Annotated in this window: 26 protein-coding genes; 22 read left to right on the top strand and 4 right to left on the bottom strand. The window is 38.7% G+C overall.

Annotated features, from left to right (window positions below):
* Positions 1 to 9: 9 nt before the first annotated feature.
* Entirely contained in the window at positions 10 to 324 is a 315-nt protein-coding gene (locus HCJ30_RS08070) for a DUF1433 domain-containing protein (protein WP_185517805.1), read from the bottom strand.
* A 115-nt stretch (positions 325 to 439) separates the two neighbouring features.
* On the opposite strand from HCJ30_RS08070, the gene HCJ30_RS08065 reads away from it, so the two are divergent.
* Both HCJ30_RS08065 and HCJ30_RS08060 read left to right on the top strand, forming a co-directional pair.
* Positions 440 to 1,543 (top strand): Tle-like phospholipase domain-containing protein, encoded by a 1,104-nt coding sequence (locus tag HCJ30_RS08065; protein ID WP_185391742.1) that lies wholly within the window; start codon positions 440 to 442, stop codon positions 1,541 to 1,543.
* A gap of 2 nt (positions 1,544 to 1,545) precedes the next feature.
* On the top strand, positions 1,546 to 1,974 hold the full coding sequence (locus tag HCJ30_RS08060) for a hypothetical protein (RefSeq protein ID WP_185391741.1): 429 nt from the start codon (positions 1,546 to 1,548) through the stop codon (positions 1,972 to 1,974).
* A gap of 36 nt (positions 1,975 to 2,010) precedes the next feature.
* On the opposite strand, the gene HCJ30_RS08055 is transcribed toward HCJ30_RS08060, so the two are convergent.
* Positions 2,011 to 2,838, bottom strand: a complete 828-nt coding sequence (locus HCJ30_RS08055; protein ID WP_185391740.1) for a C39 family peptidase — start codon at positions 2,836 to 2,838, stop codon at positions 2,011 to 2,013.
* Between the two features lie 240 nt (positions 2,839 to 3,078).
* Between HCJ30_RS08055 and HCJ30_RS08050 the strand changes: the two genes are divergently transcribed.
* The 10 genes from HCJ30_RS08050 (at position 3,079) to HCJ30_RS08005 (ending at position 11,415) form a co-directional block, all read left to right on the top strand.
* The gene (locus HCJ30_RS08050) at positions 3,079 to 3,819 is read left to right on the top strand and encodes a GntR family transcriptional regulator (RefSeq protein ID WP_185391739.1); all 741 of its coding nucleotides are present in this window, start codon (positions 3,079 to 3,081) and stop codon (positions 3,817 to 3,819) included.
* Positions 3,820 to 3,834: 15 nt separating this feature from the next.
* Complete coding sequence (locus tag HCJ30_RS08045) at positions 3,835 to 4,236, top strand: PTS sugar transporter subunit IIA (RefSeq protein ID WP_185391738.1); 402 nt, start codon at positions 3,835 to 3,837, stop codon at positions 4,234 to 4,236.
* Positions 4,236 to 4,724 (top strand): PTS sugar transporter subunit IIB, encoded by a 489-nt coding sequence (locus HCJ30_RS08040; RefSeq protein ID WP_185391737.1) that lies wholly within the window; start codon positions 4,236 to 4,238, stop codon positions 4,722 to 4,724. Before HCJ30_RS08045 ends, HCJ30_RS08040 begins: the two co-directional genes overlap by 1 nt.
* Before the next feature lie 22 nt (positions 4,725 to 4,746).
* Positions 4,747 to 5,550 carry a PTS mannose/fructose/sorbose/N-acetylgalactosamine transporter subunit IIC gene (locus tag HCJ30_RS08035; protein ID WP_070266710.1) on the top strand — a complete coding sequence of 268 codons (804 nt, stop codon included), beginning with the start codon at positions 4,747 to 4,749 and terminating at the stop codon, positions 5,548 to 5,550.
* The gene (locus HCJ30_RS08030) at positions 5,525 to 6,352 is read left to right on the top strand and encodes a PTS system mannose/fructose/sorbose family transporter subunit IID (protein ID WP_185391736.1); all 828 of its coding nucleotides are present in this window, start codon (positions 5,525 to 5,527) and stop codon (positions 6,350 to 6,352) included. Before HCJ30_RS08035 ends, HCJ30_RS08030 begins: the two co-directional genes overlap by 26 nt.
* 27 nt (positions 6,353 to 6,379) lie before the next feature.
* On the top strand, positions 6,380 to 7,084 hold the full coding sequence (locus HCJ30_RS08025) for an SIS domain-containing protein (protein ID WP_185391735.1): 705 nt from the start codon (positions 6,380 to 6,382) through the stop codon (positions 7,082 to 7,084).
* 55 nt (positions 7,085 to 7,139) lie between these two features.
* Positions 7,140 to 7,781, top strand: a complete 642-nt coding sequence (locus HCJ30_RS08020; RefSeq protein WP_185391734.1) for a copper homeostasis protein CutC — start codon at positions 7,140 to 7,142, stop codon at positions 7,779 to 7,781.
* A 204-nt stretch (positions 7,782 to 7,985) separates the two neighbouring features.
* Positions 7,986 to 9,887: a beta-glucoside-specific PTS transporter subunit IIABC gene (locus HCJ30_RS08015; RefSeq protein WP_185391733.1), complete on the top strand. Its 1,902-nt coding sequence runs from the start codon at positions 7,986 to 7,988 to the stop codon at positions 9,885 to 9,887.
* Positions 9,888 to 9,968: 81 nt separating this feature from the next.
* A complete protein-coding gene (locus HCJ30_RS08010; protein ID WP_185391960.1) occupies positions 9,969 to 10,844 on the top strand; it encodes a S66 family peptidase in 876 nt (291 codons plus the stop codon).
* 232 nt (positions 10,845 to 11,076) lie between these two features.
* Positions 11,077 to 11,415 carry a DUF4064 domain-containing protein gene (locus tag HCJ30_RS08005; RefSeq protein WP_070260765.1) on the top strand — a complete coding sequence of 113 codons (339 nt, stop codon included), beginning with the start codon at positions 11,077 to 11,079 and terminating at the stop codon, positions 11,413 to 11,415.
* Positions 11,416 to 11,451: 36 nt separating this feature from the next.
* On the opposite strand, the gene HCJ30_RS08000 is transcribed toward HCJ30_RS08005, so the two are convergent.
* Complete coding sequence (locus tag HCJ30_RS08000) at positions 11,452 to 12,261, bottom strand: Cof-type HAD-IIB family hydrolase (RefSeq protein ID WP_185391732.1); 810 nt, start codon at positions 12,259 to 12,261, stop codon at positions 11,452 to 11,454.
* A gap of 16 nt (positions 12,262 to 12,277) precedes the next feature.
* Complete coding sequence (locus HCJ30_RS07995; RefSeq protein WP_185391731.1) at positions 12,278 to 13,333, bottom strand: LacI family DNA-binding transcriptional regulator; 1,056 nt, start codon at positions 13,331 to 13,333, stop codon at positions 12,278 to 12,280.
* Between the two features lie 201 nt (positions 13,334 to 13,534).
* Here HCJ30_RS07995 and HCJ30_RS07990 point away from each other — a divergent pair, with 201 nt between their 5' ends.
* The 10 genes from HCJ30_RS07990 (at position 13,535) to HCJ30_RS07945 (ending at position 23,704) form a co-directional block, all read left to right on the top strand.
* Positions 13,535 to 14,500: an ROK family protein gene (locus HCJ30_RS07990; protein ID WP_185391730.1), complete on the top strand. Its 966-nt coding sequence runs from the start codon at positions 13,535 to 13,537 to the stop codon at positions 14,498 to 14,500.
* Positions 14,497 to 16,899 carry a glycoside hydrolase family 9 protein gene (locus HCJ30_RS07985; protein ID WP_185391729.1) on the top strand — a complete coding sequence of 801 codons (2,403 nt, stop codon included), beginning with the start codon at positions 14,497 to 14,499 and terminating at the stop codon, positions 16,897 to 16,899. The genes HCJ30_RS07990 and HCJ30_RS07985 overlap by 4 nt, the downstream gene beginning before the upstream one ends.
* Before the next feature lie 12 nt (positions 16,900 to 16,911).
* The gene (locus HCJ30_RS07980; protein WP_185391728.1) at positions 16,912 to 18,270 is read left to right on the top strand and encodes a PTS sugar transporter subunit IIC; all 1,359 of its coding nucleotides are present in this window, start codon (positions 16,912 to 16,914) and stop codon (positions 18,268 to 18,270) included.
* A gap of 1 nt (position 18,271) precedes the next feature.
* Positions 18,272 to 19,357: a glutamine--fructose-6-phosphate aminotransferase gene (locus HCJ30_RS07975; RefSeq protein ID WP_185391727.1), complete on the top strand. Its 1,086-nt coding sequence runs from the start codon at positions 18,272 to 18,274 to the stop codon at positions 19,355 to 19,357.
* Positions 19,358 to 19,544: 187 nt separating this feature from the next.
* Positions 19,545 to 20,204, top strand: coding sequence for a DedA family protein (locus HCJ30_RS07970; RefSeq protein WP_003721665.1), 660 nt, complete (start codon positions 19,545 to 19,547; stop codon positions 20,202 to 20,204).
* Positions 20,205 to 20,287: 83 nt separating this feature from the next.
* Positions 20,288 to 21,511, top strand: a complete 1,224-nt coding sequence (gene arcA / locus HCJ30_RS07965; protein WP_185391726.1) for an arginine deiminase — start codon at positions 20,288 to 20,290, stop codon at positions 21,509 to 21,511.
* A gap of 282 nt (positions 21,512 to 21,793) precedes the next feature.
* Positions 21,794 to 22,087, top strand: a complete 294-nt coding sequence (gene rpsF, locus HCJ30_RS07960) for a 30S ribosomal protein S6 (protein WP_003721667.1) — start codon at positions 21,794 to 21,796, stop codon at positions 22,085 to 22,087.
* Between the two features lie 55 nt (positions 22,088 to 22,142).
* Positions 22,143 to 22,679 carry a single-stranded DNA-binding protein gene (gene ssb / locus HCJ30_RS07955; protein WP_069887545.1) on the top strand — a complete coding sequence of 179 codons (537 nt, stop codon included), beginning with the start codon at positions 22,143 to 22,145 and terminating at the stop codon, positions 22,677 to 22,679.
* 43 nt (positions 22,680 to 22,722) lie between these two features.
* Positions 22,723 to 22,962 carry a 30S ribosomal protein S18 gene (gene rpsR / locus HCJ30_RS07950; protein WP_003721669.1) on the top strand — a complete coding sequence of 80 codons (240 nt, stop codon included), beginning with the start codon at positions 22,723 to 22,725 and terminating at the stop codon, positions 22,960 to 22,962.
* A gap of 142 nt (positions 22,963 to 23,104) precedes the next feature.
* Positions 23,105 to 23,704: a PepSY domain-containing protein gene (locus tag HCJ30_RS07945; protein WP_185391725.1), complete on the top strand. Its 600-nt coding sequence runs from the start codon at positions 23,105 to 23,107 to the stop codon at positions 23,702 to 23,704.
* Positions 23,705 to 23,954 lie beyond the last annotated feature (250 nt).

Here is a 23,954-nt window from a genome sequence, read left to right as displayed (position 1 = left end):
AAGTTCACCTCAAGGATTTTTGTCTTTTTCTTGTTGAATTTCAGTTACAGATTTATCAACCTCATATTTGCTCCATTCTCCAACCTGTTTTGGTATACTGATACTTCTTTCAAAGTGGTCTTCGAATATAGATGCACTAAAAGCAAGCTCTTTATCATCGTTAATATACCCTTCAATATAAGGGATTCCCATAGGCGAAACCTTTACATGAGTAAAAGTTACTTTATTAATATTGCTATAGTTATATTTTAAAAATTGTTCAATTCTAGGAGACTCTTCTTTTAGGAACGCTTCTCTTTCCACATTTTCTTGATGTTTTTTCAAAATTATGTATCCTCCAATGCAACTAAGTATTATAATAATGGAAAAAATTACAATATTTCTTTTTTTCATGTTTTCACCTCATAAAAATAATAACATAGAAAAGAGCTGAATGTGAGTGAAATTAAGAGAGGATACAAACTTTTATTTAGCAGCGGAATGCTATGAAGATAAAAGTTTAAAAGTCGGACAGGAAATTCAAATAGAGAATAAAGAAAAATGGATAACCATCAACTCCACAAACCAAAACAACGGTCTTCAAGCAATTGCAGTGGTGCCTTTAAAAGACTACAAAAACTATAATAGCGGGAATTTAAAAACATATAATCATATTATTTTTGTTTCAAGAGGTTCGGAAGAGTTAGATGATTGGAAGGAAAATATAGGTTTGCTTGATAAGGATGGTAGCAAGCAAAGTCAATTTAAATCCTATGATAAATTTGTTAATGAAACACTGAAAAAATATAGAACGATGGATTATAGTTTCACAGGTCATAGTTTGGGCGGTGGATTGGCTCAGTATGAGGCAGTGAAACATTTAAAGCCTGCCGTAACGTTTGCTGCTGCGCGATCATTTAATAAATTAACAGAAGAAGAGCAAGAAAAAGCTTTACGCGGAGAATATTGGAATCTAATAAAAGACTATTATCATTCAGATGATGTTGTTGGGATGTTACCTCCGAATGCAACCGTTTTTTACCAGCAATTTTTAATGAAACGAAATACGAGCAAAAATAAATTAGACAAACTAGGTATCGGTGGGCATATGCAGTCTACTTTTACAGGGTGTTTTGGGGAAAATGGTTCTGCTGAGTTACTAGTTAAACCAGATGAAATCATCAATCAAATTAGACGATTAGATGATGTTTTTATGAAAATGCGCCAGATAGAAAATATTATGCAAGATTACGAGGAATGGGAGAAGAGCCAGTCACAACGTTTGCGATATAGGCTAGATGAAGAAACTTGGGAGGGTGGAAAGTATAGCGAATTAACGAATTGGGATGTGGATGATGTGCTTACAGAAGTCTCACAGAAATATAAAGATGGTGTATATAGATTCCATGATACGGATAAATTTGAAGAGTTTTATGATGGAAATCGAAAAGCAATTCAAAAATTAAGTGGTTTTAAAGAAGAAGTAATTAATGCTGCACTTTCCTTTAATAAAAAAGATAAAGAACTAGGAAGTTGGATAAAAGAAAATAGTAAAGGATGGTAGAAATGTACGGGAGTTCACCAAGATCAAGCAAAATAGAGAGCTATGATTATTATGCAAAACAAGAGCAACAGCGACTACAAGCTAAGTTAGATAACAAAGATAAAGAACTAAGTAGTCAAGAAAGAGCGGATATAATCGCTGCGCAACGAGCTTTAGACAAGCAGATGCAAAAACAACATTTACAATCAGAAGTCCCTAAAAAAGTATCAGAAATAATAGAAGATGGAAAACAAGAATTGGCAAGAATTGACCAGTTATGGGTAGATTTACTTGCAGATTATGCGGATATTGTAACGCAAATGGAATGCTCATTCGAGTCTAAAACAGGGCATGCTTTAAAAGATTGGATGACACAATATCGTAGTTATCAAATTGTTCCAAATGAAAATTTAATCTATGACTGTAAAGCGTCTCTCAAATTAGATAAATAAAAAACCTGCTACCATAATCGGATAGCAGGTTTTTCCTCAATACGAAATCGCGCGTTTTGCTTGTTTGCTCCAACAAGTATTAAAATAACTTTGCGAAATTCGGGCGTTTTTTTGACCAGACCAGCTGTCGTTGTAGTAAAAATTATTCTTATCGTAGCCGGTGATGGTAATTGCGTGGACAGAAAAGCCGTGGAAATTACTAACCCAAGCCACAACAGGCCGTTTTTTATTCAACTGATTTTTAATACCGCCTAAATTCGTTCCGGTCATATTTTTCGCAGTTCCGGTATATTTTTTCACTTGATTCACTAAAGCGGGAGGATAAATTGTCCAGCCACTTTTAGAAAAAGGATTCCCAACGAAACCATAATTCGGATTGGAATTATGTCGTTTCATTTCTTTGGCGAGTTTGACTTTATCGACATTTTTCCCAGCATAGCGTAGCATCATCGCAATGTTTGTGATTTCGCAGCCGGTTGGTAATTGCGGGCGCTGAACGATTAGAGGCACATTCATTTGCACAATTTTTGGCGTTGACGGTGCTGGTGTGGGAGCTGGTGCGGCGGTTGCAACTTTTACATATTTCCCAGATACGTAGCCGTTTTTCCCTTTAAAACTAAAGCGATACCAGTTATTGGATGTTTTGGCGATCGCTTTGAATTTTGTATTATTTTTAAGCCAGCCGACAACTTTTCCTGATGTGGCGTTGGTTGAACGAACATTGAGACTTGCGGTTGTTACCATTTGCTTATTTATCACCGTTTCCTTTGCCGCCGCCTGACCAGTTGTAGAAACACTAAATACACTTAAAACTAATCCCAAGACGAGTATCCATTTCCCCCATTTTCCCAAAAAAGTCCCCATTATTTCCCCCTTCGACACAGATTACTTATGTATACCCTATTTTTCAAAAATAAAAAGAAAACGCTTGCATAAATGAAATGCCCGTGGTACTATAAAAATGAACTTAACGTGTTAACCGGTTATTAGTAAAAAGTTCAGTGATAGCAGGCTAATTCAAGTTTGCAATCAAAAAATTATCATGGTACCATTAACCTAAAACTTAACGTGTTAACGCGCGGGATGCTTTAGGGGGAATTTGTTATGGCGGAACCAAAATACGCTATTATAATCAATGATATCAAGCGATTAATTAGTGACGGAACTTTTAAGCCTGGGGAAAAAATTTATTCAGAAGATGAACTGAAAAAGAAATACAATGTTAGTAATACGACGGTTGTTCGCGCATTACATGAATTAGTACGAGCAGGGATTTTAGCGCGTTATCAAGGAAAAGGCACCTATGTTAGTAAATCCATTATTAACGAAGAAGTTATTTTTAATGAATATACGACAGTGCCGAACGGAAGATTCAATCGTAAAACAAAAATTACTAACGAGCATACAAAAGTAGTCGCAATTAACGAAATTCAGGATGCGCGAATCGCTAAAAAATTGCAGATTCCACCTGAAAACATGATTGTTCATTTCCAACGAATCCGTCTTATTGACGATATGCCTTGGACAGTGCAAAACAACTATATGGCAAAATCCAATTTGATCAACGTCGATTTAACGAATTTCGAAAAGTTTAATTCTTTATCGGAATTCATTAAAGAGCTGTATGGCATTAATATTCTGCACGAAGCGATGAAAGAGCGTATTCAAGTCGAATTTCCAGTAAAAGATAAAAATAATTTTAAATTACTCGAAATTGATACCGAATTGCCACTTTACCATATTGAAAGAATAACTTATGTGCCAGAGGGGCAACCCTATGAATATATTGAAAGTTATTTACGGCATAATTTTTACTCTATTGAAATTGAAAAGAAAAAACAATAGAAGGGAGTTAATTACTTGGATTATATTATCGCAGCACATGGCCGGTACGCGCAGGAAGTGAAGAATAGCTGCCAAATGATTACTGGCCAAACAACCAATATTTATGCAGTTACTTTTACCGAAGAAATGGGGGTGACGGACGTATTAGACGCCTACACGGCAGTTTATTCACCAGGAAATGAAACCGCTATCATAATCGATATTGTTGGTGGAACGCCGTGTAATGCTGCTCAAATGTTTCGTGCAAAACATCCAGAAGTCAAAGTCGTATCAGGATTGTCGCTAGGATTAATCATCCCACTTAGCCTTGGAGAAAGTTTGGAAGGGGCGATACTTGGCGCAAAAGAAAATATTCAATTCGTGGAACTAAAAGCAAATAATACAATAGTAACCGATGATGGGGAGGAAGAGGACTGATGGGAAGTAACGGAATTAAACACGTACGCGTAGATGAAAGATTAATACACGGGCAAGTCGCAACGATGTGGACAAATACTATAAAAGCAACGCGAATCATGATTGTTGATGATGCCGTTGTAAAAAATGATATGGAAAAAATTGCCCTGAAAACCGCCGTACCAGCTGGTGTTAAATTAAGCATTTTGACAGTGAAAGGCGCAGCAAATAATATCAATAATGACAAATACGCAGGCCAACAAGTTTTCTTAATCGTAAAATCACCGCATGCTCTTCGTGGTTTAGTGGATGCGGGCGTGGAACTTCCCCAAATCAATGTTGGAAATATGTCGACGAAAGCAGGAAGTCGCCAAATCAAAAAATCAGTAAGCGTGACGGATGAAAATTTGGAAGATTTTGATTACTTATCCCAAAAAGGCATTAAAATCACTGCTCAAATGGTCCCAAGTGAAGATGCAGTTGAATTTGCAAGTTTATTAAAAAAATAAGTAGTAAGAAGGGAGAACTACAATGGATTTAGCAGTTTGGCAGATTATATTGTTAGTTATACTTGCAGCTTGTACTATTCTTGATGCTTTAACTTTAGTAATAGGACTTAATTTCCCTGTAATAACAGGAACGCTTGCTGGACTCATTATGGGTGACATGGTGCTCGGACTTGCAATTGGGGCCACGTTACAGCTGATGGTTCTAGGGGTTGGTACATACGGCGGAGCATCGATTCCTGACTTTACAACGGGAGCAATTGTCGGGACAGTATTTGCCGTTTTATCCGGTCAGGATGCGGAATTTGCGATTGGGCTTGCGATTCCAGTAGGGCTTTTAATGGTTCAATTAGATATTTTAGCAAGATTTACCAATACATTTTTCTTGCACCGGATTGATACTAACATTGCTTCGGGAAATATCTCGGCGGTTAAACGGAATATTTGGTACGGCGCATTACCATGGGCTTTATCACGCGCAGTTCCTGTATTTATCATGCTGACTTTCGGGCAAAGCGTGGTTGATTTTATTCTTAATGAAATTCCAGAATGGCTGATGGGCGGACTTCGTGTAGCTGGTGGAATTCTTCCGGTAGTTGGTATCGCGATTCTCCTTCGTTACTTGCCAACAAACAAATTCGTTGCCTATTTGATCATTGGTTTTGTAGCAGCAGCCTATCTAAAAGTACCGATGCTAGGCGTCGCACTAATTGGTGTAGCTTTAGCAATCATCTACTTCAAACAAAATTTCAAAAATCCAGTAGCTGTAGGAGCAAATGGCGCAGCGCTAGTTGGGGAGGAGAATGAAGATGGCGAATACGAAGACTGAGCAGGATTTTGAGAAAGTCCTCAAGAGACGCGATTTAATAGCAGCAAACTTTCGTTGGTTGTTTGCCAGCCAAATCTGTTGGAACTATGAGCGGATGATGTCAACTGGTTATCTTTATAGTATTATGCCAACACTTCGGAAGCTTTATAAAACAGACGATGATTTAAAAGATATGATGAATATGCACAACCAATTTTTCAATACGAATCCTATGGTCGGTGGTCTGATTTTAGGGATGGATATGGCGATTGAAGAACGAGAAAAGAAAGCATCAAAAGAAGTCGTAACTGGTTTGAAAACGGGTTTGATGGGACCGTTTGCTGGTGTTGGTGATACGATTTTCGGAGTTATTTTGCCGACGATTTTTGGATCAATTGCTGCATATATGGGACTTCAAGGTAATGTGACAGGTGTGGTTATCTGGGTATTGGTTAATATTTTAGTTGTAGGAGCTAGATTTACCTTACTTCCACTAGGGTATAAGCAAGGTGCAAAACTGGTAACGGAATTTGCAGACAGACTTAACGCGTTAACCGATGCAGCTATTTTGCTTGGGGTCACGGTCGTCGGGGCTTTAATACCAACCGTAATCAAAGCAACCGTGCCATTTGTTTATAAATCAGGAAAAGTAGAACTGAAAATGCAAGACATGCTCGATCAAATCATGCCATCACTCGTTCCAGTCTTACTCGTGGCGCTAATCTATGCACTTTTAGGCCATAAAAAAATGACATCTACGAAAGCAATTTTATTAGTAATGGTTATTGCGATTATTTTATTCAACCTAAAAATTCTAGGTTAAAATATGAAAATTGGAGGAATAGACAAAATGGGATTAACATTTTTTGACAAAGCGCGTGAATTAACGGAAGAACTAGAAAAAACACAGGCGGAGAGTATTCATCAAGCAGCAAAATTGGTAGCAGACAGCATTATGAATGACGGGATTATTCAAGCATTCGGTAGTGGGCATTCGTATGCAGCGGCTATTGAAGTATGCGGGAGAGCGGGAGGACTTATTCCATCGAAGGTTATTATGGATCCGGCTGGCGGCTACTACGAATCTATTGAGGGCGTTGGTTCCTTGTTGACACATAGATTACAAGCCAAACCAAATGATATCTTCTTCCTTATATCTAATTCTGGTCGTAATCCGATGGGAATTGAGCTTGCCGAATGGATTAAATCGCAAGGCTGTAAATTGATTGTTGTAACAGCACTCGATGCCTCGCAAACAGCGGCTTCCAGACACTCTTCTGGAAAACTGTTATATGAATTTGCGGATGTTATTTTAGATAATCGTTCAATCCAAGGGGACGCAGCACTTGAATTAGATGGTTTAGAAGGAAAAGTTTGCGGAACATCTTCATTCTCAGCCGTTCTGCTTCTCCAACAAACCATCTATGAAGCAGTAGAACTTATGCTGGAAAAAGGCTATACACCACCAGTTTACCGTAGTGCAAATATTGATGGCGGCTACGAATACAATTTTGCAATTGAAGATAAGTTCGCTGATCGGATTTTCCATTTATAATAAAAATGAGCGCGAAAATGAACGTTATTTTCGCGCTTTTTTTGGAGGCTAGATAATGATTTTAAAAGAGGCTTGTATTGAAAACACGACAAATTTGGCAAAAGTTATTGCTGCTGGAGCTAATCGAGTGGAGCTTTGTGATAATTTAGCGGAGGGTGGAACTTCTGTTAGCTATGGGGTCGCGAAATATGTGGTGAAAATTTGCCATGAACAAAATGTGAGCGTCATGGCAATGGTTCGTCCTCGAAAAGGCAATTTTAGCTATACAAAAGAAGAAATTGCGATTATGCGTGAGGATATTTTGATGTATAAGAAAATAGCGGTTGATGGTGTGGTTTTTGGCTGTATTACGGATGCAGGGTTACTAGATAAACCAGCTACAAATGAGTTGATAAAGGCGGCGAAAGGTGTCGAAGTGACTTTTCATATGGCATTTGATGAGCTAATAGAAACGGAAAAATTGCCGGCGATCGATTGGCTAGCGGAGCAAGGTGTCACGCGAATTCTTACGCACGGCGGGGACGGGGCTAAGCTTCCAGAAGAAACCTTTATCAATTGGCGAAAATATATCGATTACGCAGCGGACCGAATAATTATTTTACCTGGTGGAGGGATCAAATCGCATAATATCGAGTGGATTTCCAATGAAATTGGAGCAGCTGAAATCCACGGCACTGACTTGTTTGGGGAGCATTAAAACTCCCCAAATAAATTTATTTTTAAAAAAGGGTTGCAACCGTTTTCTTTATATGATATATTTATCTCATCACAAAGGATTGTTACCAATTCATTGGGCAAAACCTAAGCTGATTTGAAGGACACGTCTATACGTGGAGTCCTCGAATGAGCTTAGGTTTTTCTTTTTGCCCAAAAAACCAAAAAGAGGAAGGAAGTCGTCAAAATGAAATATGAACAGTTAGCAAAAGACATCTTGAAAAATGTCGGCGGTAAAGAAAATATCAACAGTGTTTTCCATTGTATTACCAGACTTCGGTTTAAACTGAAAGATGAGAATATTGCAAACACGAAAGAAATTGAAAAACTTGATGGAGTAATTTCTGTCATTAAAAGTGGTGGTCAATACCAAGTAGTTATTGGTAACCATGTACCAGACGTATTTAAAGCAGTATTAGAAGTTGGTGGAATTTCAGCTGAAGGAGAAGAAGAAAGCGCTCCTGCAAGTGGGAACCTATTCAACCGCTTCATCGATATGATTTCTGGCGTATTTACACCAGTTCTAGGTGTATTAGCCGCAACAGGTATGATTAAAGGTTTCACAGCAATGTTTGCAGCATTTGGTTGGATTACAGTTACTTCAGGTACTTACCAACTACTTTATGCAATTGGGGATTGTTTATTCTACTTCTTCCCAATTTTCCTAGGTTACACAGCAATGAAAAAATTCGGCGGAAACATATTTATCGGGATGGCAATTGGTGGTTCCCTAGTTTATCCAGCGCTTGCAGGTATTTCAGCAGGAGACCCAATTTACACACTTTTCCAAGGAACAATTTTTGAATCTCCAATTCACGTAACATTCTTAGGAATTCCAGTTATCTTGATGTCTTATGCATCTTCTGTTATTCCAATTATTTTAGCAACATACTTTGGTTCAAAAGTAGAAAAAGGCTTCAAAAAAATCATTCCAGATGTAATTAAAACTTTCGTAGTTCCATTCTGTACTTTATTAGTAGTAGTTCCACTTACTTTCCTTGTAATCGGACCAATCGCAACTTGGGCTGGTCAACTACTTGGAGCAGGAACAATTTGGATTTATAACTTAAGCCCAGTCGTTGCTGGTTTAATCTTAGGTGGTTTCTGGCAAGTATTCGTTATCTTTGGACTTCACTGGGGTCTTGTTCCAGTGGCAATCAACAACTTAACAACACTTGGAGCAGATCCAGTACTTGCAATGATGTTCGGTGCTTCTTTTGCCCAAATCGGTGCAGTATTAGCAGTATTCTTCAAAACTAAAAATACAAAACTTAAATCTCTTAGTATTCCAGCATTTATTTCCGGTATCTTTGGTGTAACTGAGCCAGCGATTTACGGGGTTACTTTACCACTGAAAAAACCATTTATCATGAGCTGTATCGCTGGTGGTATTGGTGGCGGAATCATTGGTTTTGCAAGTGCAAAAGCTTATATCATGGGTGGACTTGGAATCTTCGGTCTTCCTAACTTCATCCAACCAGGCGCTGGTATTACAAGTGCATTCTGGTGGGTAATTATCGCAATGGTTATCAGCTTCATCCTTGGTTTCATCTTAACTTATGTAGCAGGATTCAAAGATCCAGCTGAAACAGTTGTAGAAGAATCTAACACAGTTGAAGGCGAAACTTTAATCGAACGTGAAACAATTCCAGCTCCAGTAGTTGGCGAAATCGTAACTTTAGCAGAAGTAAAAGACGAAGCATTTTCATCCGGTGCACTTGGAAAAGGTGTTGCAATCATCCCGACTGTCGGACGCGTAGTAGCTCCAGCATCAGGAACAGTAACAACTATCTTCCCAACTGGTCATGCAATCGGTATTACAACTAAAGACGGTGCAGAAGTATTAATCCACATCGGTATGGACACAGTTCAACTTGAAGGTAAATTCTTCACAGCACACGTTAAACAAGGCGATACAATCGAAAAAGGTCAATTACTAACTGAATTTGATATTGAAGGTATTAAAGCAGCTGGATATGACGTTACAACTCCAGTAGTAGTAACAAACTCTAACCAATATTTAGACGTAATGATCACAGATGCAAAAGAAGCAAAACTTGAAGAACGTTTAATCACATTAGTAATTTAAGACTTCTAAATAAACAGCTTGGGCGCTATCTTGCTCAAGCTGTTTTTGTGTTATACTGAGGAAAAATAGGCGGTGAAGCATGTGTTAGTAAAAGGCGACTCTGTGGGAATTATTTGTTGTTCTGACGGCCGGAAAGAGGGAGACAAGCTGCGAATTGAGCGGCTCAAGCAAGTTTTAAAAACGGAATTTGGTTTGCAAGTCGTATTTGCTCGAACCATTTTTCAAAGTGAAGCCACGCCGTATAGTGGCTCTGCTAAAGAACGGGCAGCAGAACTGATGAAATTGTATCAACACGCAGAGGTGAAAGTGATTTTTGATATTTCTGGCGGAGATGCAGCAAATCAAGTGTTGCCTTATCTTGATTTTGATACTATTCGAAAGGCGCGAAAACCATTTGTTGGCTACAGTGACTTAACGGTGATTCTGAATGCTATCTATGCGAAAACAGGACAGTCTGGTTTTAATTATCAATTATTGCATTTAGTTGGCGCAGATAGCGAGGTGCAGCAAAGTCAGTTTAGAAGGACGTTTTTTGAAAATCGCGTATTAATTCACGGGGAGCAGCTCAATGATTTTGAATGGCAGCCTGGTAAAATTATTGGCGGAAATATTCGTTGCTTTTTAAAATTGGCAGGAACGGAATTTATGCCAGATTTTACTAATAAAGTGATTTTGTTGGAGAGTTTGGGTGGAAAAGAGGCAAAAATAGCTTCTTATGTGGCGCAATTAGAGCAATTGGGTGCGTTTTCTAGCTGTTTGGGGATTATTGTAGGACAACATTCAGAGGCGGAGGAAAGCGGTGAATACGATAAGATAGCTCGCTTATATCAACAGATTGGGCGAGAATATAAGTTGCCGATTTTCCGAACAAACGAAATTGGGCATAGTGGAGATGCGAAACCATGCTGTATCGGAGAGAAAATTAGCATTTTGCATAAAACATTAACAAATTTTTAATATTTTTATTGCGAAATGTTCATAATTAACCTTTAATATAGAACTTGTAAGCAAGGAATACAATTAGTTTTACTCCCTTTTTGCTAATTGTAAACTTCCTTAAAATCCTAAACTCCCTTTTTTGGACCGACTTGATTGTCGGTCTTTTTTTATTTTCCAAGCTGATAACTATTCAATTTTTTGTTAAAATGATAACATAAAAGAAAATGCGTATGAAAAAGGAGTTTTTATCATGAAAGTTGAAGGATTGCTTGGATTTTTAGGGGCCGCACTGGGGATTGGATTTAGTTTGATGGTTCTTGTTATTCCTGATATTTCACAGGCTTTAGAAGAGGAATCATTTTTCTTCTATATGTTAACAATTGGTTCGCTTGTGCTTTCAGGGGTTGGGCTTGCAGGATCGTTTGTTGTTTCGCATAAGCCGCGTCTAGGTGGAGCAATGATGGTTGCAGCTGCAATCGGTTGTACAATGTCGATTTCAATTATGTTCTTACTACCAATCGTATTACTTGCTGTTGGTGGATTAATCGCACTAATTAACTATGAAGAAGCTGCTTCAATAGAAGAATAAAACAAAAACGCTGTCCGCGCGGGCAGCGTTTTTTTATTAACGATGAAGATGTTTTTTCAAAAAGTAGTAAATTCCGTCAGCATCATTTGCGGCAGTGACAAAATCAGCGCTTTTTTTCACAAGTTCGCTTGCGTTTTCCATTGCGACCCCTGCGCCAGCTACTTCAAGCATGCCGATATCGTTTTCACCATCGCCAAAAGTAATGACATTCTCTGGCTTGATATTTAGATGTGCAGCGAGATTTTTCACGGCATATTTTTTATCCATATCTTTTGGTAAAATTTCGATATTATTTGCATGGGAAGAAAGGATCGAAACATCAGCTAATTTTTCTAATTCGTTTCGTAGGATAGCCAGTTTATCGAAATCTTCTTCTTCAATGACGATGCCGTTAATAAATTGATCCGAATGTTTTAGGAAAGCTTCTTCCGTTTTAATAGCAACGAGTTTTGTTGCGTTTACTCGACCTTTATCTTCTTCATCCGTAAAATAATACGGTGGATTTTTAGTATAGTAAACTGTATCTGTTGAGAAGAAAAACACTGGTAAATCATGAGCTTGGCATAACGAAAATGTTTCTAATAACGCAGATTGCTTCATTTTTTCTTGTTGGATGATTTCACCGGATACTGCAACCACGCCGCCGTTCGAAGCGATAATATCTGCTTTTGGGTGGACGAGTTTGGCGAAATCTGTTGCGGAATTGTACATGCGACCAGTAGAAACGGCAAAATGATGCCCTTCTTCTATTAATTGTTGCAAGATAGTTAATGTTTTTTTGGAGATTGTTTGATTTTTGAGTAGTAGTGTTCCGTCTAAATCGGAGCAAATTAAGTATTTTTCCAAGTAAACCTTCCTTTCGTTATAGCTTAGAGCCGCATGATTCGCGGATAATTAATTCTGGATTGTGGTTAATAATCATTGGTTCGACTTGACCATTAATTGCGCTAATTAGTTGCAAAATGGCCATTTTTCCAAGGTATTCATTGTGTTGGTCCATCGAAGTCAGACGTGGAGTTTGGTAATCTCCATTCATAAATTGGTCGCAGCTGACAATAGCAATGTCTTTCGGGCAGGATAGGTTGGCATCATTAATCGCCCGAATCGCCCCGATAGCAACATTATCATTGATTGCAACGAGTGCAGTCGGCAAAGTAGCGTTATTTTCTAAAAGTTGCGTCATAGCCGCATAACCATCAGCCGTATAGTAATCAGAAAGTACAATCCAGTCGTCATTTAGCGGATGTTGATAGCTAGCCATCGCTTCTTTAAAAGATTCTAATCGATAACTGGTAATTTTCACGCCAGCTTCCCCGCCAATAAAACCGATATTTTGATGACCAAGTGCTGTCAGGTGGCTAACTAAGGTTGTAACACCTTTTTTAAAATTACGTTCGATAAATAAACAGTTGAGCTCGGGGATTTTTGACCCGATAACAACTACTGGAATCGCTTTATTTAATTGATTCAAAGCAGAAATGTAATCTGCCGGAACGACTTCTTTGTCAATTTCGCCACCTAAAATAAGAAGTCCATCAACTTGCTTTTCCAAGATGATTTTCAAGTAATCTTCTTCGGTTAGCGAATGTTTATTGTTCTTATTATTTGGTTCGGCAAGCATAGTATTGAACAAAATTGTTGAAAACATATAATCTAGCGCGAATTTTTGAATTTGCGTTATCAGTGAAATGAAGTAAGGATTGGAAATATCCGGTAAAATCACGCCGATATTCTTGGTTTGCTTATTAACCATTCCACGAGCAAATACGCTAGGTGTGTAGTTATGTTCATCGATGACAGCTTGGATTTTTTGGCGTTTTGCAGCTGAAACGGATGGGCTGTTATTGATAACCCGCGAAACAGTGGAAACAGAAACACCGCTAAGTTTAGCTATTTCTTGTATAGTTATTTTTTTCATTAGGAATGTTCACCTCATAAGCATTTTTAACTATTTCAAGTGTAGCTTATTTACCGGGAAATAACAAGCGTAATTTGGTAACGTTATCAAAAATGTTCGAAAAAGGGTTGACATATTAAAAATATCCAGTTATTCTATGTTAGAAAGCGCTATCAACAAATGGTTTAATTTGGTAACGTTACCAAAAATGAGGTGGAATAGTTGAACATTCGAGAATCTGTCATCGGCATTGATCTAGGTGGCACTAAAATTTTAATAGGTGAAGTAACGAGAGACGGGGAGGTGCTAAATTCCAAAAGCTACTCAAGCAACACAGAGAACCAAACTAAAGCAGTAGAAGTTTTGCTGAATGCGTTAGATGATTATACGCAAAATATCGGTTTCGTCGCCGAAAAACAAATCGGCATTGGCGTTGGTCTTGTTGGGCGAGTAGATTATAAGTCAGGCATCTGGTTAGAAATTGAACCGGGAAAAACAAATCCAACCCCACTTGCGGAAATTTTAGAAGTGAAAACGGGATTACCTGTCAGCCTTGGCAATGATGTCGTTTGCGCAACAATGGCTGAAAAACAATTTGGCTGGGGACGAGAAACGAACGATTTTATTTATTTAAATGTTGGTACTGGTCTTGCTGCTGGCTTTGTAGTGGACGGGCGCATTACGCAAGGCGGGCACTTTAACGCTGGTGAAATTGGCCACGCGGTGATTGACATTCATAGCGATGTGGCTTGTGGCTGCGGTAGACGTGGTTGCGTGGAACGACTTGCTTCTGGTCTTGGGATAAAAGAAGAAGCGCTTAGACATATGAATAATTACCCGGCGTCCGTACTTGCCGAAAACCCAGCAGAACTAACTGGGAAAATGGTTCTTCATGCAGCAGAACAAAAAGATGAACTGGCGGAGAAAATTGTTGATAATGCGACGCTTCAATTAGCCAATCTGATTATGAATCTGGTTCGTACAACAGATCCAGAATGTGTGATCCTTGGTGGTGGCGTGACAAGAAATGAGCATTTTTTCCAAAAGATTATGGACAATCTTCAAAGTAATACAATTCGTTTCGTTACAAAAGGCGTTGTTCGCTCTAAGCTCGAGAAAGATAAAGTTGGCTTAATTGGCGCGGCGGTTATTGGGATGAAACTAGGAGATGAAGGAGGAAAAGAATGAAGCCAAGTATGAAACGACAAATTGCGCAAACTGGTATTATTCATCGGCCACTTCCTATTGAAACAGAACATGCGCTAGAAACATTAGCGAAAAGGAAACAAGTCTTATCAAGTAGAACACTATTTAGCGTGGAACAACAAGTTTCCTTGGATTTTACACATCAAGGGGCAGGAGATTTTACTATTTCAGAACAAGGGGAGATTAAGCTTGCTTCACCAGTCGTTATGCCACACTGGCCCGCTGGTGCACCGGATGACGGTGACTACACCAATTTTGGTAACGTTACCATATCTGCGCCACTCGGAAATGAGGACTGGAGCGACTTTAACCGCGTGCGAATTCAAGTTTTGCCTGATTTTCCTGGAGTAACGAATCCGTATCTAATGATTAGTTTTAAAAATGATGGAACCGTGAAAGTGCCTGATATATATGGTCGCGAGGGCGTTCATGGCGTGAATTTAATCAATCATGAATGGAATGATGTCATTTTTGAAATTGAAGGTTTGCCGCGCGATAGCATGACGGAAATTAGTTTTAGTTATTACTTGAATGGCCCAGAGCGTCTGACTGCTGGAACGATGGAATTATTTATTAATGAAATTAAATTAGAGCAAATCAGTGAGCCGGAAATCTCGAAAGGCTGGGTGCCGCAAGATAATACGCTGATTTATTCCCATAATGGTTATTCCAAAGATATGCCAAAAGTGGCGTTTTGCTCAAATAAAATTGCAGCGACTTCCTTTACGATTCACGAAAAAGAAACAGAAAAAGTTGTTTTCACTGGAAAAAGTTACCAAAATACGACGGAAACTGGCAATTTCATTATTCTTGATTTTTCTGATTTACAAACAGTTGGCGAATATTACTTGAAATTTGCTGATATGCAGTCGGAAATATTCCAAATTGGGACTTCCGAAGTGATTTGGGAATCTTCTATCTGGAAATCACTCAATTTTATTTTCTGCGAACGTTGTGGCTCTCCGGTTTTTGGAAAACATACGACTTGTCATGCGGATATTATCGCTGAACATGATGGGAAACAGCTGTCATTTAATGGTGGTTGGCATGACGCGGGGGATGTTTCGCAGCAGCTCATTCAAACCGCGGAAGTAACGATGGCTTTATACGAAATGGCGGCAAGTTTATCTGAAAAAGATGAAACGTTACGGATGCGTCTTTTAGAAGAAGGCGAGTGGGGACTGGATTTTATTTTGAAAACTCGCTTTGGGGATGGTTTTAGGGCGACTAGTGCTGGTATGACGAGATGGACAGATGGTCTTGTTGGTGGCATGGATGACGCGATTGCGCGCGTTCATAATCAAGCGTATGAGAATTTTTATTGCGCAGGGATTGAAGCCTATATTGGCAGCCAAATTACTGATAACGCAACTATGCAGAATCATTTACTAAGAATTGCAGAAGAGGATTTACTTTTTGCAATAGCAGAATTAGAAAAACACGGAACAGGTCAAAAACCGATTTTCTGGGAGCATACGTATCAAACTTCAGAAAGCTTATATTATGCGACTGCTTCTTGGGCGGCTTCGATGGTTTACCAACTGACAAATAAAGAAATTTATGCTGAAAAAGCGCTCGAATGGTTAGATTTGATGCTAGAGGCTCAGGAAAAAACGGGGATTAAAGACAGCGAGACGGGTGATCTTTACAAAGGTTTTTTCTACCGCGATAAGACGCACAATGTTATTCAACATTTTAATCATCAAGCGCGCGAACATCTTTATTTAATGGCACTTGAGGCAGTCCTTGAAACGCAACCAGCTCACGCCAGAAAACAAACTTGGCTGCAAGCGGTTGAAATGTATGGCGACTATTTGAAAAAAGTAACGCGATTCACTAAACCGTATCCGCTCATTCCAGCCGGGCTTTACAAAAAAGACGAGTATTTAGACGAAGCGAGTTTCCACTTGCAGCATTTACTCATTGATGAACGAGCAATAGAAGAATACCAATTGCAATTTGAGCAAGGCATCAAAATAAACGATGAAGTAGCGTTGCGGAAATTCCCAATTTGGTTCTCGTTTAGAGGAAATAATGCCATTTTACTTTCAGCTGGAAAAGCGGCATCGATTGCTGGGAAAATTTTGCAAGATAAGGCGCTTCTGGATATTGCGGAAGGTCAATTGCAGTGGGTGATTGGAATGAACCCATTTGGACAATCAATGATGCACGGCGAAGGATACCGTTACGCGCAGCAATACAGCGTGCTGAACGGCGAAATCACAGGGGAAATACCAGTCGGAATGGAAACTTTTAGAAATGAAGATGAACCATACTGGCCGGAGTTTAATAATGCAACATATAAGGAAGTTTGGGTCGGGAATGCCGGCAAATGGATGTCGATTGTAGCAGATTTAAACAAAATAACAGGAAAGTCATAGGAGGACAAAAAAATGAATTCAGAGAGAACTTTATCTAGTCGATTTATTGAAGGATTATCAATTTTTGCCCAAAAAATTTCATCGCAAAAGCATATCATGGCAATTCGTGATGGCTTTGCAGCAATGATTCCGATTACGATCATTGCAGCATTTTTCTTACTTGTAAATAATGTTTTGCTTCAACCACAAAACGGTCTGCTTAAATTCATTCCAAATGTGGAAAATTATTTAGGTGTTGGTGTGCAAGTTTACAACGCGACACTTGGTATCATGGCGATTTTAGCAGCGTTTTTAATTGGGAACTTTTTAGCTAAATCATACGGAATGGAAGGGCGCACGGAAGGGATGGTTGCAGTTGCAGCTTATGTTGTTTTAATCCCAGCATCTTCTCATTTAATGTCGGTTGACGGCAAGGCTTTTGAGGCTGGCGGTGTCTTAACTCAAGAAATGACAAGCTCAACAGGGATGTTCCTTGCGATTATTGCATCTTTAGTTAGTATCACAATGCTTGCGAAATTCTCAAAAAGTAAAAAATTAAAGATTTCCATGCCAGAAAGTGTACCTCCAGCAATTGCGAAATCATTTAACATTTTAATTCCATCTTTCTTAGTTTTAAGTATTTTAGCCATTATTGAAGTGCTTGTAGTTAGTTTCGTATCAATGAGTATCCCAGAAATTATCGTAAAAGTATTGCAAATTCCTTTAGTTGGTGGTTTCCAAACGCTACCAGGGATTCTACTTTATGTGTTCTTAGCGGGATTCTTATGGGTATTTGGTATTCACGGCGCGTTCGTACTAGGCGCAATTTCCGGACCAGTACTTTTAACTTCCTTGCAACAAAATATTGATGCAGTGAATGCCGGAACAGCTTTACCAAACATTGTTACACAACCGTTTTTAGATGCTTTCGTATACATGGGCGGTGGCGGAACAATTATCTGTTTAGTTATCGCGATTTTCATAGCTTCTAAACGACCGGATCATCGTATGGTTACAAAATTCGGCTTAATTCCTAGTATTTTCAACGTCAGCGAGCCACTTATGTTTGGTTTGCCAGTTGTATTCAACCCAATTTACGGTATTCCGTTAGTTATTGCGCCACTTGCTTCCACTGCAATGGCATACTTTGCAACTTCATGGGGCTGGATTAGCCAAACGTACATCTTGATTCCTTGGGTAACACCACCAGTACTTTCAGGTTATCTTGCAACAGGTGGAGACATTCGTGCTTCCATCTTGCAAATCGCTATTATCGTCGTTGGAACGCTGATTTACCTTCCATTTGTACTTGTAGCTAACCGCGCATATGTTTTAGAACAAAAAGCTGCTGGGGACGTTGAAGCAGAAACAGTAACGAATGGAGAAGTTTAAAATGAAACCAACAATGATGACTTATATTAATGAAGAAGAGGAAATGTGTCGATCAATTTTAGCTAATTTCCAAACAAATGCAGAAAAATTAGAATCACTCGTAAAAAATGGCGCAAAAGAATGGTTGATTTTAGCAACTGGATCAAGCTTAAACGCAGCCCTAAGTGCCAAATATTACATCGAAAATATCGCGGATGTCCGTATTACCGTTGAAGAACCTTTCAACCATTTATACTACGAAAAATTATCAAGCCACCTAGATCTAGTTATCGGAATTTCACAAAGTGGTCAAAGTACTTCAACTATTTCCGCGCTAGAACGAGTGAAAAAAGAAGCTTCCGTACCAGTCGTTGCGCTAACGAGCGATGTAACTAGTGAAATTGCTGAGTTTGCGGATATTACACTGGATATCGGCTGCGGGAAAGAACGCGTTGGTTACGTAACAAAAGGCTTCACAGCAACAGTTTTAACATTAATGCTAACTGGCCTTCATTTTGCATATAAAACAGGGCAAATTGATAAAACGCGATTCAATAACGAAATCAGCGCATTCAGCCGCGCAACCGATGCGATTCCAGCGACAATCGCCCAAACCGAAGCATTCTATGAAAAATGGCAGGATGAATTCGCTACGGCGCCGAAATTTACCGCGATTGGTTATGGCCCAACCGTTGGGACATGCAAAGAATTTGAAACGAAATTCTCAGAAACTGTCCGCGTGCCATCACAAGGTCTTGATTTAGAGGCGTTTATGCACGGTCCTTATTTAGAAGTGAACCCACAGCATAGAATTTTCTTCTTGGAAACAGAGAGTGCTGTTACAGAACGTTTAGTGCTGTTGCGCAATTATGAATCTAAGTACACACCATTTACGTATACAGTTAAATTTGGTACAGCTGAGAACGACCGCACATTAGCAATTTCAGCGGATCTCGACGAATACCAAGCACCGTTCCTAATGATTCTTCCTTTCCAAATCTTAGCGCATCATATTGCGGAGTTGAAAGGAAATAAATTAACAGAACGTATCTACACAGACTTTGGTGTAGCAATGAAAAGTAAAACAAAACCTGGTGACTACGCTTAAAAGTTGCTAAAAGGCTGGGGAATCCCAAATAAGTGGGGTTTTCCCAGCCTTTTTTTGCTTAAATTTCCAATATTTAGCAATTAATTGTTAAATGTTGATAAATAAGACACAAGTCTGATACAAGGAAAGTTAATTTGTGGTAAAATGAACTTTGACTTTTAAAAAAAGAAGAGGAAGTGATTGCCTGGTGGATTTTATTACCTACATCATTGATTTTATTTTACACATTGACCAACATTTAGTGGAGATTATAAATAATTTTGGGATTTGGACTTACATCATTTTGTTCTTGATTGTTTTTATAGAAACTGGATTGGTAGTATTTCCGTTTTTACCAGGAGATTCATTACTTTTTGCGGCCGGAGCGTTGTCTGTATTAGATGGTTCAATTTTACATATTGTTCCGCTAATCATCACATTATGGTTAGCAGCAGTTCTAGGTGACACAGTGAACTACCATATCGGTAAAAAAATCGGTACATCGATACCGGAAGATAGCTGGTTTGGAAAACTAATAAATAAAGAAAAAATGGAAAAAGCAGAAGCATTCTTCAATAAACATGGCGGAAAAACCATTTTTATTGCTAGATTTATGCCGTTCATCCGTACATTTGCCCCGTTCGTGGCTGGAGCAAGTCGCATGAATTATCGCTATTTCTTAAATTACAATATTTTAGGAGCAACTGTTTGGGTATTACTTTGTACGCTTGCAGGCTACTTCTTCGGGAACTTCCCAATCGTAAAAGACAACTTCTCATTAGTAGTTATCGGAATTATCGTAGTTTCCGTTATCCCAATGGTAGTTTCGTTTATTAAAAGTAAAATGGACAAGAAAAGCGCAGAATAATCTCTGTGCTTTTTTTATTTCCCGGGAAATCTCTCGCATACATGATAGTCTTTTGGGGTAACTAGTTATCAAGAGGTGATGAAATGGAAAAAACATTGAACATTACATCCGAAATTGGCAAACTCCAAACAGTACTTGTAAAAAGACCGGGTTCTGAACTCGAAAATATCACACCTGAGTATTTAGAATCTTTATTATTCGACGATATCCCTTACTTGAAAATGATGCAAAAAGAACATGACTTTTTTGTCAAAACGATGCAAGACTCGAACATTGAAGTGCTTTACCTAGAAAAATTAGCAGCAGAGGCATTGCGAGCAGCTAATAATAAAGAAGCCTTTTTAACAAAAATGATCAAAGAATCCAATCAAATGGACGAAAGCGCGCTATATGTACGAGATTATTTGATGTCCTTTGATGAGGAAGAAATGATTCGGAAACTGATGTCTGGTTTGAAAAAATCAGAAATCCCAGAACGGAAAAAGAAACATTTAAATGAAATGATGGACGAACAATATCCATTTTTCCTAGATCCGTTACCTAATTTGTATTTCACCCGAGATCCGGCAGCGGTTATTGGGAATGGCGTGACGATTAATAAAATGTTCCAGCCAGCTAGAAGGCGAGAGTCTATTTTTATTGAGCTTATTTTAAAATGTCATCCGCGTTTCGGTGGACACGAAATCCCGATATGGTCAGGTCGCGAAGAGCCGTTTTCTTTAGAAGGTGGAGACGAATTAGTTCTAAATGAGGAAACTATCCTTGTTGGCGTATCTGAGCGGACGGATGCACGAGCGGTCGAGCGTCTTGCGGAAAGTTTATTTAGTCGCGCTCCGAAAATCAAGCGAGTATTAGCAGTTGAAATTCCGGAAACAAGATCATTTATGCATTTGGATACGGTTTTCACCATGGTTAATTTTGCGCAGTTCACGATTCACCCAGCTATTCAAAATCAACAAGGGGAGCTTAATGTTTATATTTTAGAAAAAAGTGAGCATGGGCTAGAAATTACGCCGCGTCGAGATTTTAAGCGAGTGATTGCGGAAGTTTTAGGTGAGCCGGAAGTGGAGTTTATTCCTTGTGGCGGGGAAGATGTGATTGTTTCAGCGCGAGAACAGTGGAATGACGGGGCAAATACGCTGGCAATTGCGCCTGGGGAAGTAATTACATATGATCGAAATCATGTCTCTAATAACCTTTTAAGAAGCGCTGGTATTAAGGTTCATGAAGTGATTAGTTCGGAGCTTTCTAGGGGACGTGGTGGACCTAGATGTATGACAATGCCGCTTGTTAGAGAAAATTTATAATAAGCCTTGAAAAACTGGGATTTCCATTCAAAATACAACTTTCGCAAAAAGTATTGTCGACAATTTTGAGATGTGCTATAGTGTTTTCAAACCAGAAACTTTCGAGAAATATCTTGCTGGTTAGTTTGCGCTATGATATAATATTTTATTGTGAGTAATTATAAATTATTCCTTGCTCGCTCTTGATTTTAAGGCTAGCTAAAGGCAGTCTGAATTTCAGGGATATGGTGTGGTTTCATGCTATATCAGAGCCGCTTAAGACCACAAGGAGGTGTAGAGTAGATGGCTAGAAAGTACGAAATTATGTACATCATTCGCCCAAACATTGAAGAAGATGAGAAAAAAGCTGTTGTAGAACGCTTTGACGGAATCTTAACTGAAAATGGTGCGGAGATCATCGAATCAAAAGAATGGGGTAAACGTCGCTTAGCATATGAAATCAATGACTATCGTGATGGTTTTTACCACATCGTGAAATTAAACGCTGATAAAGCAGATTCTATCAACGAATTTGACCGTTTAGCAAAAATTTCTGATGATATCATTCGTCACATGGTAATTAAAGAAGAAGCATAAGAATTTATTCAAGGCTAGGACCTTGATTTACTAAACGAGAGGAGGTTGGTTTTGCATGATGAATCGTGTAGTACTTGTAGGACGCTTAACAAAAGATCCTGAATTACGTTACACTCCAGCTGGTGTGGCTGTTGCGACTTTTACATTAGCTGTAAATCGTACGTTCACTAACCAACAAGGAGAACGAGAAGCTGACTTTATTAATTGTGTTGTTTGGCGTAAACCGGCAGAAAACGTTGCTAATTTCCTGAAGAAGGGAAGCATGGCAGGCGTTGATGGCCGTGTTCAAACTCGTAATTACGAGGGGAACGACGGTAAACGTGTTTATGTGACAGAAATTGTAGCGGAGAGCGTTCAATTCCTTGAACCGCGTAATTCTAATGGCGGTGGCGGAAATAACTATCAAAGTGGCAATAACAACAATAATTATAATAACGGTGGAAATAACTTCGGACAAGCACCTACAAATAACGGTGGATTCGGACAGGACCAGCAACAATCTCAAAATCAAAATTATCAATCCACTAACAATGATCCTTTTGCAAGTGATGGTAAGCCAATCGACATTTCTGATGACGATTTGCCATTCTAAATTCATTTTAGCGGTTTGAACTTTAAGATAGGAGGAACTTTCAATGGCTGGAGGACGCAGAGGCGGACGCCGTCGGAAAAAAGTATGTTACTTTACTTCCAATGGTATTACGCATATCGACTATAAAGATGTAGAACTTCTTAAAAAATTCGTTTCCGAACGTGGTAAAATTTTACCTCGTCGTGTAACTGGAACAAGCGCTAAATATCAACGTAAACTTACTGTTGCTATCAAACGCTCACGCCAAATGGCATTACTACCATTTGTTGCTGAAGAAAAATAAAATTAATTTTAACAGTCTAGAATTTATTTCTAGGCTGTTTTTTATTGGAAACAAACAAAACCAAGACTTAAGAAGGAAGCCTGTGTTAAACATTCGTGTTATTCTTAAAAAGAAGTAAAAAAATGCACAGGGGGAAACAAACATGTATAAAAAATTGGTAACGGTAGGAGTAGCGGTATTATTAGTGGGTGCGCTATCGGCATGCGGCTCGAATGATGACAAGGATACATCATCAAACAACAGCAGCAAAGAAACTACTAGTAGCAAGAGCGACAATAACGACAACCTGCAAAATAAAAGCTTCGATATGAGCTACGAAGACGCGATAAATGCATTCAAAGACAAACATAGCGATGCAGAAATATCTAGCGTTGAATTAGAGAGAAACTTGGGAAAATACGTGTACAAAGTTGATGGGATTTCAAATGACAATGAGTACGAAATGAAATTCAATGCCGAAACAAAAGAACAGCTAAGCGATGAAACAGACAAACTTGACCGAGAAGATGCTGGCGGAGTAGAGAAAGAAAATGAAAAACTCAGCTTAGATGGGATTAAAACACCAAAAGAAGCGATGGATAAGGCTGTAACTGAGCAAGCTGGTGACGTAACAAGTTGGAAAATAGAGCGAGAATTAGATACAACTTATTATGAAGTGACCGTAAAACAAGATAATAAAAAATACGAAATCAAGCTAAATGCAAAAACTTTAGACGTACTTCAAACAGAACAAGATGATTAATAAAATCGGAAAAGTAAGCTGTGAATATTCTTTCATAGCTTGCTTTTTTTATGAATAAAATTACTGAAATATAATATTAATATAGGTTCTAAGTCCTATAAGGCGGCTCTTTTTACACGTTTGAAAATTCTGAACTGTATCCAAAAAATCGCCAATTTTGCCCTTTTTGAGTCGTTCATGACAAGAATCGGACATTTCATTACATTTTTGGTTATTACAGGTAAATTCGTTGTAAAATATTAGTGGAGGT

Origin of the sequence: Listeria cossartiae subsp. cossartiae, from assembly GCF_014224155.1 — a bacterium.
Lineage (GTDB): Bacteria > Bacillota > Bacilli > Lactobacillales > Listeriaceae > Listeria > Listeria cossartiae.
The sequence above is the reverse complement of the archived record's forward strand: the minus strand, read 5'-3'. Positions and strand labels throughout refer to the sequence as shown.

What these genes read in the sequence shown, in the direction of transcription:
- HCJ30_RS08040 (WP_185391737.1), top strand. Translation starts at nt 4,236, where the DNA reads ATGGGAAGTAACGGAATTAAACACGTACGCGTAGATGAAAGATTAATA.
- HCJ30_RS07975 (WP_185391727.1), top strand. Translation starts at nt 18,272, where the DNA reads ATGAAACCAACAATGATGACTTATATTAATGAAGAAGAGGAAATGTGT.
- HCJ30_RS08060 (WP_185391741.1), top strand. Translation starts at nt 1,546, where the DNA reads ATGTACGGGAGTTCACCAAGATCAAGCAAAATAGAGAGCTATGATTAT.
- HCJ30_RS08055 (WP_185391740.1), bottom strand. Translation starts at nt 2,838, where the DNA reads ATGGGGACTTTTTTGGGAAAATGGGGGAAATGGATACTCGTCTTGGGA.
- HCJ30_RS08015 (WP_185391733.1), top strand. Translation starts at nt 7,986, where the DNA reads ATGAAATATGAACAGTTAGCAAAAGACATCTTGAAAAATGTCGGCGGT.
- ssb (WP_069887545.1), top strand. Translation starts at nt 22,143, where the DNA reads ATGATGAATCGTGTAGTACTTGTAGGACGCTTAACAAAAGATCCTGAA.
- HCJ30_RS08050 (WP_185391739.1), top strand. Translation starts at nt 3,079, where the DNA reads ATGGCGGAACCAAAATACGCTATTATAATCAATGATATCAAGCGATTA.
- HCJ30_RS08005 (WP_070260765.1), top strand. Translation starts at nt 11,077, where the DNA reads ATGAAAGTTGAAGGATTGCTTGGATTTTTAGGGGCCGCACTGGGGATT.
- HCJ30_RS07995 (WP_185391731.1), bottom strand. Translation starts at nt 13,333, where the DNA reads ATGAAAAAAATAACTATACAAGAAATAGCTAAACTTAGCGGTGTTTCT.
- arcA (WP_185391726.1), top strand. Translation starts at nt 20,288, where the DNA reads ATGGAAAAAACATTGAACATTACATCCGAAATTGGCAAACTCCAAACA.
- rpsR (WP_003721669.1), top strand. Translation starts at nt 22,723, where the DNA reads ATGGCTGGAGGACGCAGAGGCGGACGCCGTCGGAAAAAAGTATGTTAC.
- HCJ30_RS08035 (WP_070266710.1), top strand. Translation starts at nt 4,747, where the DNA reads ATGGATTTAGCAGTTTGGCAGATTATATTGTTAGTTATACTTGCAGCT.
- HCJ30_RS07985 (WP_185391729.1), top strand. Translation starts at nt 14,497, where the DNA reads ATGAAGCCAAGTATGAAACGACAAATTGCGCAAACTGGTATTATTCAT.
- HCJ30_RS08030 (WP_185391736.1), top strand. Translation starts at nt 5,525, where the DNA reads ATGAAGATGGCGAATACGAAGACTGAGCAGGATTTTGAGAAAGTCCTC.
- HCJ30_RS07980 (WP_185391728.1), top strand. Translation starts at nt 16,912, where the DNA reads ATGAATTCAGAGAGAACTTTATCTAGTCGATTTATTGAAGGATTATCA.
- rpsF (WP_003721667.1), top strand. Translation starts at nt 21,794, where the DNA reads ATGGCTAGAAAGTACGAAATTATGTACATCATTCGCCCAAACATTGAA.
- HCJ30_RS07945 (WP_185391725.1), top strand. Translation starts at nt 23,105, where the DNA reads ATGTATAAAAAATTGGTAACGGTAGGAGTAGCGGTATTATTAGTGGGT.
- HCJ30_RS08025 (WP_185391735.1), top strand. Translation starts at nt 6,380, where the DNA reads ATGGGATTAACATTTTTTGACAAAGCGCGTGAATTAACGGAAGAACTA.
- HCJ30_RS08020 (WP_185391734.1), top strand. Translation starts at nt 7,140, where the DNA reads ATGATTTTAAAAGAGGCTTGTATTGAAAACACGACAAATTTGGCAAAA.